General features: G+C 57.0%; 12 protein-coding genes. 4 read left to right on the top strand and 8 right to left on the bottom strand.

Going from position 1 to position 11,809, the window contains the following annotated elements; translation table 11 throughout:
* The first annotated feature begins 52 nt into the window (after nt 1–52).
* On the top strand, nt 53–970 hold the full coding sequence (locus MY069_RS04535) for a Gfo/Idh/MocA family protein (protein WP_482795887.1): 918 nt from the start codon (nt 53–55) through the stop codon (nt 968–970).
* A gap of 3 nt (nt 971–973) precedes the next feature.
* Nucleotides 974–2,146 carry a DegT/DnrJ/EryC1/StrS family aminotransferase gene (locus tag MY069_RS04530; RefSeq protein ID WP_482795886.1) on the top strand — a complete coding sequence of 391 codons (1,173 nt, stop codon included), beginning with the start codon at nt 974–976 and terminating at the stop codon, nt 2,144–2,146.
* A gap of 150 nt (nt 2,147–2,296) precedes the next feature.
* Here MY069_RS04530 and MY069_RS04525 read toward each other — a convergent pair whose 3' ends face one another.
* The 7 genes from MY069_RS04525 to MY069_RS04495 all read right to left on the bottom strand — a co-directional run bounded on the left by MY069_RS04525 (nt 2,297) and on the right by MY069_RS04495 (nt 8,765).
* Nucleotides 2,297–2,986: an SOS response-associated peptidase gene (locus MY069_RS04525; RefSeq protein ID WP_482795885.1), complete on the bottom strand. Its 690-nt coding sequence runs from the start codon at nt 2,984–2,986 to the stop codon at nt 2,297–2,299.
* 22 nt (nt 2,987–3,008) lie between these two features.
* The gene (locus MY069_RS04520; RefSeq protein ID WP_482795884.1) at nt 3,009–4,418 is read right to left on the bottom strand and encodes an FAD-binding oxidoreductase; all 1,410 of its coding nucleotides are present in this window, start codon (nt 4,416–4,418) and stop codon (nt 3,009–3,011) included.
* A 15-nt stretch (nt 4,419–4,433) separates the two neighbouring features.
* A complete protein-coding gene (locus tag MY069_RS04515; protein WP_482795883.1) occupies nt 4,434–5,366 on the bottom strand; it encodes an L-threonylcarbamoyladenylate synthase in 933 nt (310 codons plus the stop codon).
* Nucleotides 5,367–5,390: 24 nt separating this feature from the next.
* Complete coding sequence (locus MY069_RS04510; RefSeq protein WP_482795882.1) at nt 5,391–6,092, bottom strand: VIT1/CCC1 transporter family protein; 702 nt, start codon at nt 6,090–6,092, stop codon at nt 5,391–5,393.
* A 69-nt stretch (nt 6,093–6,161) separates the two neighbouring features.
* Nucleotides 6,162–7,376, bottom strand: coding sequence for a cytochrome b/b6 domain-containing protein (locus tag MY069_RS04505; RefSeq protein ID WP_482795881.1), 1,215 nt, complete (start codon nt 7,374–7,376; stop codon nt 6,162–6,164).
* Between the two features lie 3 nt (nt 7,377–7,379).
* A complete protein-coding gene (locus MY069_RS04500) occupies nt 7,380–8,087 on the bottom strand; it encodes a YceI family protein (RefSeq protein ID WP_482795880.1) in 708 nt (235 codons plus the stop codon).
* Between the two features lie 57 nt (nt 8,088–8,144).
* Nucleotides 8,145–8,765 (bottom strand): YceI family protein, encoded by a 621-nt coding sequence (locus MY069_RS04495; RefSeq protein ID WP_482795879.1) that lies wholly within the window; start codon nt 8,763–8,765, stop codon nt 8,145–8,147.
* Between the two features lie 119 nt (nt 8,766–8,884).
* Between MY069_RS04495 and MY069_RS04490 the strand changes: the two genes are divergently transcribed.
* Together MY069_RS04490 and MY069_RS04485 are read left to right on the top strand one after the other, a co-directional pair.
* Entirely contained in the window at nt 8,885–10,654 is a 1,770-nt protein-coding gene (locus MY069_RS04490) for an acyl-CoA dehydrogenase family protein (RefSeq protein WP_482795878.1), read from the top strand.
* Nucleotides 10,647–11,090 (top strand): GNAT family acetyltransferase, encoded by a 444-nt coding sequence (locus MY069_RS04485; protein ID WP_482795877.1) that lies wholly within the window; start codon nt 10,647–10,649, stop codon nt 11,088–11,090. Before MY069_RS04490 ends, MY069_RS04485 begins: the two co-directional genes overlap by 8 nt.
* Here MY069_RS04485 and MY069_RS04480 read toward each other — a convergent pair.
* Nucleotides 11,087–11,719, bottom strand: a complete 633-nt coding sequence (locus MY069_RS04480) for a nitroreductase family protein (RefSeq protein ID WP_482795876.1) — start codon at nt 11,717–11,719, stop codon at nt 11,087–11,089. The two genes, MY069_RS04485 and MY069_RS04480, sit on opposite strands and share 4 nt — an antisense overlap.
* Nucleotides 11,720–11,809: the final 90 nt, after the last annotated feature.

The raw sequence follows: 11,809 nt of genomic DNA, 5'->3' as shown, positions 1-11,809 counted from the left end.
TGCAACTGATGCCGTCAAAGTGCGATGCAGCGGGCAGAGAGTGGAGTAGCCCATGTCAGCGTTAAAGACAGGACTCGTCGGGGCGGGTGTCTTTGGTGGATATCACGCCGGGAAGATCGCAGGATCTGAACAAACCGAATTTGTTGGCGTGTTTGACCCAGATCAAGGCCGCGCAGTTGAACTTGCAAGCAAGCATGGCGTAGAGGCATTTGCCTCGCAAGATGCGCTATTTGAAGCATGCGACGCCATCTTAGTGGCTTGCCCCGCGACTTATCACGAAGCGGTCGTTCGCGCAGCACTGTCGGCCGACTGTCATGTCATGGTTGAGAAGCCGCTGGCGCTCACAGGACACGCAGCAGATCAATTGGCGAAGCTTGCTGATGATAAGGGCCTGGTACTTCAGGTTGGGCATCAGGAGCGGTTTGTCCTCGACGCGATGGGATTGTTTGAAATTCCCGAAGCACCGATCAGCATCGAAGCCTGGCGCATGGGGCCTCCCGCTCCTGACGGCCGCGCTGGCGATGTTTCGGTAATCTGGGACCTGATGACACATGATCTCGATATGGTCGGCAAACTGATGGGGCCCGCGTTAAGCGTTGAAGCGACAGGGCGCAGCGCCCACACTGATCATATTGACGAAGCCACGGCGCGTCTAAATTTCGCGGTTGGACAGGCCGAAGTCACCGCCAGCCGCTGTCATTCTGAGCGCGACCGGCGCATGGTTCTGACTTATCCATCCGGCACAATCGCGATCAATTTCCTGACCCGCGAGATCGAAAACACAACCCCGTTTGAAGTCAGAGGGGACGTTTCTGACTCCATGCCAGATCCGCTGGGCGCGGCGGATCAGGCTTTTTTTGCGAGTGCGCTTGGGGCGCGCCCTTGCGCGATACCCGGGCGTGAAGCCGCCCTAGCTGTTCACATGGCCGAGCAAGCAGAGTTGTCGGCCCTTCATACAATAGGAGCCTGAGCGATGGCCTATTCCGACCCACACTCTTCTGCACTGATCGAGCTTCCTGCGGATGCTCCCATTCAATTGTTTGATCTGAAAACGCAGCAAGCGCAGATCCGGCCAGCGCTTGAGCAGCGCTGGATCGACATTCTGGACCATGGCCGGTTCATCGGCGGTCCGGAAGTCACTGAGTGCGAAGAAACTCTGGCCGAGTTCACTGGCGCGGCAGACGCGGTTGCTGTTGGGTCCGGCACGCAAGCTTTGGTGATGCCGCTTCTAGCCATGGGGATCGCGGAAGGGGATGCGGTTTTCATTCCGGGCTTCACCTATAACGCGACCGCCAACGCGGTTCTGCTGTCTGGCGGATATCCCGTCATCGTCGATATCGATCCGAACACTTTCAACATGGATCCAGCAGATCTTGTTCGAAAGATCGATACTGTAAAAGCCGAAGGCAAACTGACGCCTCGAGCGATTATGCCGGTCGATCTGTACGGACTGCCAGCTGATTATTCGGCCATTCAAGCGGTCGCAGATGCCCATGGATTGCGGGTGATTGCGGATGGAGCTCAATCTTTTGGCGGTAAAGATAATGGCCGCTGGGTTGGCAATATTGCTGAAATCACAGCCACCAGTTTTTATCCGACCAAGGCGCTTGGCGGCTATGGCGATGGCGGGGCGATCCTCTGCCAAGACAAAGACTTTGCTGAGCGTATGCGCTCCATCCGTTGGCACGGCACAGGCGACAATCGCAAAGAATCGGTGCGGGTTGGCATCAATGGCCGCTGCGACTCAATTCAATGTGCAGTGCTTCTCGAAAAACTTACTCTGTTTGATGCGGAGCGTGATCGCCGGATCGCTGCAGCGGCGATCTATAATGAGCGCCTCGATGGCATTGTCGGGCTCCAGACGGCACTTGAGGGGCAAGAAAACGGGTACGGGCTTTACACGGTGCGCGTTCCAAATCGGACCGCTGTTCGCGCGAAACTTTCCGACGCTGGGATTCCGAGCGGGATCTATTACGATATGGCGATCCATCAGATGCCAGCCTTCTCACACCTGGCCGAAGAAGGCAGCTTGCCGGTTTGCGAGGCAGCCGCGAAAGATTCCCTCAGTTTGCCGATGCACCCTTATCTCTCCGCGGAGCAGGTTCACAAAGTCTGCGATGTGTTGATCTCGGCGGTGAAATCTTAAACACAAATATTCCGCTGACCCCAGCGAAGGCTGGGGTCCAAGGAGAGACGGTTGCCATCATGACCGAGGGTAGACTTGGTCCATGGATACCTGCCTGCGCAGGTATCGGCGGATACTAAGGGTTATCACCTCGATCACGTACACCTCGGCTCAAACTTCCTCGGTCAATTCCAAACCTTGATTGCGGACATTGCCCACAGCTGGGCCGACGGCCCACGCGTGCATGGCATCGCTGGGGAATGGCTCAAACAGATCTTCGACATCGCGATGCGACGTATCCAGCCATCGATCATAGTCGCTCGGGTCCAAGATCACCGGCATCCGTGTATGGAGCCCGGCCATTAAATCATTGGGGCTCGTCGTCAGGATCGTAAAACTGTCGATCTCCGAGCCATCGATTGTCGCCCGGTCCCAGAGCCCAGCAAAACAGAACCAGCGCCGATTGCGCAAGCCGATGGCAAACGGCGTTTTCTTGCCCTTGGGGCCGGTCCATTCATAAAAACCGCTGACGGGAATGAGGCAGCGCTTGTGCCGGAAGCTGCCGCGAAACGTGTTCGACGTTGCCACGCCTTCGCTCCGCGCGTTGAAGGTTGAGAATTTTTTCTCTTTCAAGGGTTTGCGCCACCAACTTGGCACCAGTCCCCACATGGCCGGCGCTAAATGCCGCTCCCCGCGGGGCACATGTTCGTCTTCCTGAGCAATGCGTACAATGGGAGCGATCTGAGTTGGCGCGATGTTGTAAGCGGGATCGGGCGGATCGATGCCGGCATATTCGAATAGGTTGAGATAGGAGCTATATTCCTCCCAGCTCACGCCGTGGCGAAAGAATCGTCCGCACATTTTTGTCCCCAATTACTTTCGCCTAAGGCGCTTTCACCACCCGGTTCGGGTTCATTATTCCGGATGGGTCGAGCGCTTGTTTGATGGCTTTCATCGTTGCGGTCGCTGCCGCCGGTCTAATCGTTTCGAGCTCATCTCGTTTTAATCGGCCGACCCCGTGTTCAGCGCTGATCGAGCCGCCAAACGCCATCGCTTGCGCATGAACGATCTCGGTGATTTGCGCCGCTGAATTGCTAAGAACGGGACTGGCTGCGCCTTTCGGCTCGCAGGCAGAATAGTGAAGATTGCCGTCGCCCACATGTCCGAACGCGACGATTTCAGCGCCCGGGGAAAGGTCGAGAATGGCGCTTTCTGTGGCGTCTAAGAAACGCGGAATTTGCGAGACGGGCACAGACACATCGTGATTTATCGATGTCCCATAGGCGCGTTTGGACAAGGGGATACTCTCTCGAATGGTCCAAAAACTCTTCGATTGCGCGAGCGTTTCGGCGATCAATGCGTCCTCGGCAAGGTCTGACTCAAACGCCGCTTCGAGCGCTTGTTCCATGGTCTCGCGGGCATGCGTTTCTTTCGCCATGGAGATCTCGCACAAGACGCGCCAAGGCAGTTCAGACGGGTTCGGATCTCGCACATCCGGCATTTCAGAGCGGACCATCTCGATCGCATTTGCCGGAATGATCTCGAAGCTGGTCACCGTATCGCCTGCATGGTCTCGCACCAGCGCGAGCAGTTCGACGACGTTTTGGGCGGTTTTGCAGCTGATCCAGGCGGATGTTCTCGCAACTTTCGGGAAAAGTTTGAGGGTCGCGGCCGTGATAATACCTAGCGTGCCTTCAGCGCCTGCAAATAGGTGTTTCAGATCATAGCCGGTATTATTCTTCCGCAATCCGGACAGCCCATCCCAGATCTCGCCATTCGGCAAAACAACCTCCAAGCCAAGGATCAGATCCCGCATCATGCCATAGCGCAGGACGGCGACACCTCCCGCATTGGTCGAAATTAGCCCACCAATCGTTGCCGTGCCTTCCGAGCCCAGCGAGAGCGGGAACAACCGGTTTGCTTTGTCAGAGGCCTCTTGTGCGGCCACCAAAGGGGCGCCAGCTTCAATGATCATCGAATTGTTGAACGGATCAACGCCGCGCACCGTTTGCATCCGGCGCAGCGAGATCGTGATCTCCCCATGCGGCGTGCCGGCGTCGACCAGCCCCGTGTTTCCGCCTTGAGGTGTCACCGCAACGCCATGCTCGGCACACAGTTTTACAAGCGCTGAGACTTCTTTCGTCGAGGCGGGGAGGGCGAGGAATGGCGTTTGCCCGTGATAGGTGCCTCGCCACGGGGTCGAAACCTCCTCAAGGCTCTCGGCATCCATGCGCCAGCCTTTGTCACCGAGCACATTTTTTGCGGCGCTTAGAAAGTCAGATGAGAGGTCCATCTGTGCATCTTACGCTCAATTCGCGGCGCGCGTAAGCCGGTCATTTATCGCTTCGCCCAAACCACGCTTGGGGATCGGCGCGACCGCTATTTTTGAATGCCGTTGATCAAGCGCGCGCAGCATTGAAAACAAATTCGAGGCGGCTTCTGCCAAGTCGCCCTTTTGGGACAAGTTAAGCGTGGCCGAGACATCACCGAAACCGAGATAGGCTTCATCGGCCTCCGGCGCGTCCGCATTGAGCCTAAGTGTCGCGCGAGGCGCATAGTGGCGCAGCAATTGACCCGGAGATTGCGGTGCATCTGTATTCAGGGAGGGGCGGACCAGGCCGGGCCATAGGCGCTCTATCTCAGCTGGATCTAGGCTGCCAGGTCGCAGCAATGCGGGATGTTCACCGCGAGCATCGATGATGGTCGACTCGACGCCAGCTGTGCAAGGGCCGCCATCTAAGATGATCTCCAAATGCGCGCCTAAGTCGGCTGCCACGTGTTCCGGCCGGGTCGGGCTGATTTTCCCGCTCGGGTTGGCTGATGGCGCGACTAGCGGCGCACCGAAGGCCTCGATCAAACGCCGGGCTGTCGGGTGCGAGGGTAGGCGGAGTGCGATGCTGTCCAAGCCTGCGCGCGCGAGCTCTGACACAGAGCCAGTTGGAGCGACCTCCACGACAAGGGTCAGCGGGCCAGGCCAGAACGCATCTGCGAGGGTACGAGCAGGCGCTTGGAAAATACCTTCGCTGAGCGCCATCTCGATTGACGCCACATGCGCGATCAGCGGATTGAACCGGGGACGTCCTTTGGCCGCGTAGATCCTGGCGACGGCTTCTCCGTCGGCCGCGTTCGCGGCTAAACCATAGACCGTTTCAGTCGGCATGCCGACCAAGCCGCCCTGTCGAAGGACAGAGAGCGCTGAGGCAATACTCTCAGCTGTGTCAGGTAGAATGCGGGCGGTCATGGCGCGCTCTTATGGCGCGAAACGCTAAACCGCAACGCCAAACAGCCGTCCGACAAGAGCGGTCAGCGCCATCGCGGCGGCACCCCAGAACACAATTCGCGCCACCGCTCTTAAGGCAGGCGCACCGCCAGCGCGGGCCGAGAGTATCCCGAGCAGAGCAAGTCCGATCAAGGAAGATATTGCGATCGCGGCGCCGACATGGGCGTGCGGCGCGGCGACGGCGACCAAGATAGGCAGGGCCGCGCCGATGGAGAAACTCAGAGCTGAGGAAGCAGCCGCCTGTAAGGGGCGGGCTTTTGAAAAGTCAGAGATTCCGAGCTCATCCCGCGCATGCGCTTCAAGCGCACCGTGTTCCATCAAAGCATCAGCGACCTGACAGGCAAGATCTTTAGAGAGGCCACGCGCCATATAGATCTGCGCGAGTTCATCAAGTTCGCCGTCAGGATTGTCTTGTAACGCTCTCCGCTCTGTTTCTAAATCGGCCTTCTCGGTGTCCGCTTGTGAACTGACAGAAACGTATTCACCGGCTGCCATAGACAGCGCGCCAGCAACGAGTGCTGCGATGCCTGCTAGCAAGATGTCCTGGGCGGACGCCGCAGCGGCGGCAATTCCGATCATCAGACTAGATGTCGAGAGTATTCCATCATTCGCCCCAAGCACAGCGGCCCGGAGCCAACTGGTGCGGTGGATATAGTGCAGTTCTTCATGTGCGCTGATCAAGGTCATTTACATCCTCCCAGGACAGGCGATGGGCGCCAAGCTTGGGAGGTTTATAAACCGCGATTCCAAAGAGCGCTAATTTTTGCGCGTGGCCTCAACAATCACGTCGACCGTAATCTCTTCAGATACCCAATCAGCATTTGGATCTGATGATTGGCCAAGGTCTAGTGGCGTCCGTTCGACCACAGCCTGGCCTGTCATCCGCGCTGTATCTCCAGAAATACTAAGTGAGAATGGAAAGGCGGCGTCGACAGTGAGGTCTTTCAGTGTGAGCCGCGCTGTGGACGTGAAGGTGCCGTTTCCGCTGTCAGAAATGTCGATGATTTCAACTGTCGCGGTTGGGAAGGCGGCAGAATTGAACCATTCAGGCGACGGGAGGCTATCGGAATAGAGCTTCTGGCTGGCCGAGGCGCTTGTCATGCCGACGGTTACATCCACGTCCGCGTTTTGAGGGTTAGCCGGATCAAATTGGATGGCAGCGTCCCAGTTGGCGAAGGTGCCGGTAAACTCATTGCCGTCATGTAGGCCTGAAAAGGTGATGGAAGAGGCTTCGGGATTTACTGTCCAATTTGGTTCAAACGCCGCCTCTGTTGAAATTGGCCCATTTGCGCCTGAAAGCGATGACACAAGCGGCGGCGTCATCGTCACGAGTGCGAGAATAGCCAAGGCGCTGCCAAAAGCTGTTACAGCGCCGCGACCGGGCGCGGTGGGTCTCTCAGTTTTCCCAAACAAGCCCGGGATCATACGTTTCAGGACGCCTTGCTCGGCGCTGAGCTCATGCTTGATCGCGCCTGCAACATGAAGACCGAGCAGCGCTAACGCCACCCAAGCAAGCTTTGAATGGATGAAATTGACCGCTCCGCTCGCCGTTTCGGTTTTCAACCCTTCAACAAACGGGACATCCGGCCAGCTCAGGACAGAATAGAGCACGGTCGGCACATCAAGTTTGACGCTGACCGAGCTGTACAGCCAGCCGGTCAGGGGCAGGGCGATCATCAGGCCATAGAAGCCAAGATGGACGAAATGGCTGGCGGTTTTCTCCAGTTCGTTCATGTCTTCGGGCAAAGCAGGCGGCGGGTTCATCGCCCGCCAGATAATACGCGCAATCGAGAGCAGCAGGATCGTAATCCCAACCGATTTGTGCATCTGGTAAAGGAAATACTGGCCCGGAGCGCCATCCGGTAGGTCGGACATGTACCAACCCCCGAAGATCATCCCTAATATGGCGAGCGCGATCACCCAATGCAGCGTGATCGCGACGCTCGTATACCGTTCCGATTGCGCGCTCATGACCTATTCGTCCTGCAGGAACTCGCCTGAGAACTCAACGGTCACTTCATCACCAATATTTGGGATATAAGCGCCCATGCCAAACTCAGAGCGCATGACTTTTGTGCTTGCATCAAATCCGATCACATCGCGTTCGCCAAACCATGGCGGGTTCGCGACGCCATTATAGGTCACGTCCAAAGTGACAGGTTTGGTGACGCCTAGCAGCGTAAGGTCTCCGGTGACGGTCCCGGATAGGTCGCCAGTTTTTGTCGCCGAAGTGGAGACAAACGTGATCTCCGGAAATTCATCGGAGTTGAGCCATTTGGCATCGCGAGAGACATCCTCGTTCCAGCTCTCCCACTGACTATCAGCATGGCCGGCTTTGTAGTCGGCTGGATAATTGGTTTCGACCATCGCGGGATTGATCGTGAATGTGAGTTCAGAGCTTTCAGGGGTCGCCGGATCAAAATCGAGATCTGCATCGATATCGGGGAAACTGATCCGATATTGGGAGATTCCACTATTATGCCCGACCGAGACCGTCATAAACGCGTGAGACTTCTCAAGGGAGTAAGTGTCAGCGGCGACCTCTGCCAGAAGCGGATGGAGCTCAGCCGGAACTGCCTCAGTTTCAACAGGTGGCGTTTCCGCCGACTCAATTGTTGGCTCGTCGCTTGCGCCGCTACAGGCCGTCAGGGCCAGTGCCCCAAGGCCTGCGATAAATGACATTTTGATTTTCATGTTCGAAACTATCCCTTGTTTGGAATTCGATCTTGTTGGGGAAGCTTATTCTTCAGCTTGCAAAAATTCTCCAGAGAACTCGATTCTTACTTCGTCGGAGACAATTCCGGCCATTGAAGTTTGACCAAACTCAGAGCGATTGAGGACCGTTGAGGCGGTGAAACCAATGACGTCTCGCTGGCCGAACCAAGGCGGGTTCGCGACGCCGCCATAAGACACGTCCAATGTCACGGGCTTCGTCACGCCCAGAAATGTCACATCGCCGGTCACGGTGCCTTCAAATTCGCCAGTTTGCGCAACTGAGGTGGACGCGAATGTGATCACCGGGAATTCTTCGGCGTTCAAAAAGCGCGGATCAGTGCTGAGCTCTTCTTCCCATTCGGCTTTTCGAGCGGCGTCTGGATAGTTCGTGTTCAGCGCGCCGGGGTTGATCGAAACGGACAGCTGCGAATTCGTCGGTGTATCTGCATCGAAGACGAGATCGGCGTCAAAATCTGTAAAGTTGACCGTATATCCCGAGATTCCATTGTGCTTGACGGTCCAGGTCAGAAAGGCGTGGGTTTTTTCCAATTCATACAAACCAGATGCAACGCCTTCGAGCGTTGGGGTCGCTTGAGCGGGAAGGGAGAGGGCCAATAGGCCAGCTGAAACGGCAAGAATTCGCATGGGAGGCTCCTTTGCGTGTCAAAACATGCTGCGCTAAAACGTAGCGTGGCATTTCCTATTGGCTAGTCGCAATATATGAGACCGGGGATTATAACTCTTATGCCGGAGCTGCATGATCGATGACCTACACTGCACCTGCTACAGATATCGCCTTCGCCCTGACCCATTTAGCGGGACTGTCTAAATTTGAAGGCCATCCCGATTTTGAGAATTATGATGCCGAATTGATCGAGCCGATTCTCGATGAAGCTGGCAAGCTCGCGCGAGATATTTTGGCGCCCTTGAACCAAAGCGGCGATAAGGCCGGTGCGGTGCTGTCAGATGCCGGCGTGAAGTCCGCTCCTGGATTTGCAGAGGCCTATGCGGCGTTTCGCGATGGCGGTTGGATGGGGCTTTCAGCGCCGGAAGAATGGGGCGGGCAGGGGCTTCCAAAAGTGCTTGGTCTCGCGGTCATGGAAATGTTCCACGGTGCCAATATGGCGTTTGCGCTTTGTCCGATGTTGAGCTTCGGCGCGATCGAAGCGCTTTTGGCGCATGGCACGGATGAGCAGAAGGCGATGTATTTGCCGAAGCTTGTTAGCGCAGAATGGACCGGCACTATGAACCTCACTGAGCCGCAAGCAGGCTCAGATGTCGGCGCGCTTAAGACCAAAGCGATCCCGAATGGCGATGGATCCTACGCCATTTCGGGGCAGAAGATTTATATCACCTGGGGCGATCATGATGTCGCTGATAACATTATTCACCTGGTGCTTGCGCGCGTTCCGGATGCGCCAGAAGGGTCGCGGGGTGTCTCCCTGTTCATTGTCCCAAAGCGGATCGTGAATGAAGATGGCAGCCTCGGCGAAGAGAATGGCGTGAAATGTATTGGCCTCGAAGAAAAGGTTGGCATCCATGCGTCGCCAACCTGCGTTATGGAATATGAAGGCGCTCGCGGCTGGCTGATCGGTGAGGAAAATAAAGGCCTCGCTTGCATGTTCACGATGATGAACTCCGCGCGCCTGAATGTCGGCCTGGAAGGCGTCGGTGTCGGTGAGGCGGCGTGGCAAACTGCATTTGAGTATGCCCAGGAGCGCAAACAAGGCAAAGCCTCGGGCGTCTCTGGCGCGGCGCCAATCCTACACCACGCCGATGTGCGCCGCATGCTGACAACCATGCGGGCGAAAGTGATGGCGGCGCGGGCGATCTGTTACGCCACAGGCGTGGCGGCAGACCTTGCTGAAACAGGACAAAGCCCAGAAGAACGCGAAGATGCGAGACTCCGCGAGGAATTGCTGACGCCAATTGCCAAGGCTTGGTCAACTGATATGGGCGTCGAAGTCGCCTCGCTTGGCGTACAAGTGCATGGCGGCATGGGGTTCATGAACGAAACACTGGCCGCGCAGCTCTATCGCGACGCCCGGATTGCGCCAATCTATGAAGGCACGAATGGTATCCAAGCCATCGATCTGGTTGGACGGAAACTCTCGATGGCCGACGGCGCGGCGATGACCGCCATGCTGGATGAGATTGATCAAACCGCTCGCGACGCGCGTGAAACCAATGACCCGAACCTGGTCCAAGTTGCTGACCGCCTCAGCGCAGCCAATGAAGCGCTCAAAGAAGCCACGGCGTGGATGACGCGGACAATGGCTGAAGATCGAGACGTCGCGCTCGCTGGTGCCACGGCTTATCTGGCCTTAGCGGGCGACGTCATTGGCGGTCATTTTTTGACCAGAGGCGCCGTCGAGGGGCGCGCTGTTGGCGGACAGATACGTGGACGCATGACCGCGCTTGCGGGCTTCTATGCTGAAACCTCGCTCGCGGCGTCTCCGGGCGCTGTGGCCAGTATCACGCAAGGCGGTCAAGCAATGCTGGCGGAGTCCGAAGCTCTGTTCGGCATTGGGTGATCCGAGTCTGGTGACTGGCGTCCCTGAAATCCGCCCTTATCGCGCCGATGACCGCGCAGCTATTATCGCGCTCTGGCGCGACATTTTTTCTGACGAACCAGTTTGGAATGATCCGGATCTGACGATTGATCGCAAACAGAGCGTGCAGGCGGAACTGTTCTTGGTGGCCTGCTCTGAGGCCGAGGTGATCGGCACCGTCTTAGCCGGATTTGACGGCGTACGAGGCTGGGTGCATCGCCTCGCCGTACACGCAGATCATCGCCGCCAAGGGATTGCTGCTGCACTCATGGCGCGCGCCGAGGCCGGGTTGAAAGCTATTGGATGTCCAAAACTCAACCTCCAAGTGCGCGCCTCGAACGAGCAGGTGGTTCAATTCTACAAATCGCTTGGGTACCAGGTTGAAGCGCGGATCAGTCTGGGGAAGGCGTTAGATTAAGGCGCGTTCCAGCGTTTGATCTTTGACGAAATCTCAGGGCGCAGCCTTTCTTGCGGGTTCTCTTTTGCTGTGCCGAAATAGAAATAGCCTGCAACGCGTTCGTGGTGTTCGAGGCCGAGCAGCTCGTTGATTCCATCGCTAAAGGCGATCCACTCGGTGAGCCAGCATCCCGCCCAGCCACTGGCATTGGCAGCGAGTAATAGATTGTGACAGAGCGCACCGCAGGAGAGCTCTTGTTCCCAAACCGGCGTTTTATGGGTCACATCAGGCGAAGAAATGACTGCGATGACCACGGGCGCACGGGTGAAATAGCCCGCTGTATCGGCGAGCATGGTCTCGGTCGCATTCGGATCTTCTTGTTTCTGGATGTCGACCGCGCGTTTGTTGAACGCCTCTCGAGCAGGTCCTTCGAACACCAAAAATCGCCACGGCGCCAATCTCCGGTGATCCGGAACCCGGGCAGCCACCGTAAGAAGGTCATCAATCGCTTGTTGGCTGGGGCCCGGTTCGGTCAGTCCGCGTTTGCTGGTTGATCGCCGCAAAGCAATCAGGAGGCGTGCCTCGATACTGGATCGTGAGGGAAGCATGGCAGAGCCAAGCGGCGGAGCAGGCGGGAAGAGACGCGTCATACTTGGCACTTAGGGGCTTCGTTTAAAAACGCCAGCAAGAAAATATTAGTGAACACTGTTTACTTTTTGAACGGTCGAACTATTTCTTGT

Source organism: Hyphomonas sp. ske169 (genome assembly GCF_056850855.1).
The sequence above is the reverse complement of the archived record's forward strand: the minus strand, read 5'-3'. Positions and strand labels throughout refer to the sequence as shown.

Bases quoted from the DNA above. Each gene is read 5' to 3' on its own strand.
- MY069_RS04495 (WP_482795879.1), bottom strand. From the start codon at position 8,765: ATGCGAATTCTTGCCGTTTCAGCTGGCCTATTGGCCCTCTCCCTTCCC.
- MY069_RS04505 (WP_482795881.1), bottom strand. From the start codon at position 7,376: ATGAGCGCGCAATCGGAACGGTATACGAGCGTCGCGATCACGCTGCAT.
- MY069_RS04515 (WP_482795883.1), bottom strand. From the start codon at position 5,366: ATGACCGCCCGCATTCTACCTGACACAGCTGAGAGTATTGCCTCAGCG.
- MY069_RS04510 (WP_482795882.1), bottom strand. From the start codon at position 6,092: ATGACCTTGATCAGCGCACATGAAGAACTGCACTATATCCACCGCACC.
- MY069_RS04480 (WP_482795876.1), bottom strand. From the start codon at position 11,719: ATGACGCGTCTCTTCCCGCCTGCTCCGCCGCTTGGCTCTGCCATGCTT.
- MY069_RS04500 (WP_482795880.1), bottom strand. From the start codon at position 8,087: ATGTCATTTATCGCAGGCCTTGGGGCACTGGCCCTGACGGCCTGTAGC.
- MY069_RS04530 (WP_482795886.1), top strand. From the start codon at position 974: ATGGCCTATTCCGACCCACACTCTTCTGCACTGATCGAGCTTCCTGCG.
- MY069_RS04520 (WP_482795884.1), bottom strand. From the start codon at position 4,418: ATGGACCTCTCATCTGACTTTCTAAGCGCCGCAAAAAATGTGCTCGGT.
- MY069_RS04490 (WP_482795878.1), top strand. From the start codon at position 8,885: ATGACCTACACTGCACCTGCTACAGATATCGCCTTCGCCCTGACCCAT.
- MY069_RS04525 (WP_482795885.1), bottom strand. From the start codon at position 2,986: ATGTGCGGACGATTCTTTCGCCACGGCGTGAGCTGGGAGGAATATAGC.
- MY069_RS04535 (WP_482795887.1), top strand. From the start codon at position 53: ATGTCAGCGTTAAAGACAGGACTCGTCGGGGCGGGTGTCTTTGGTGGA.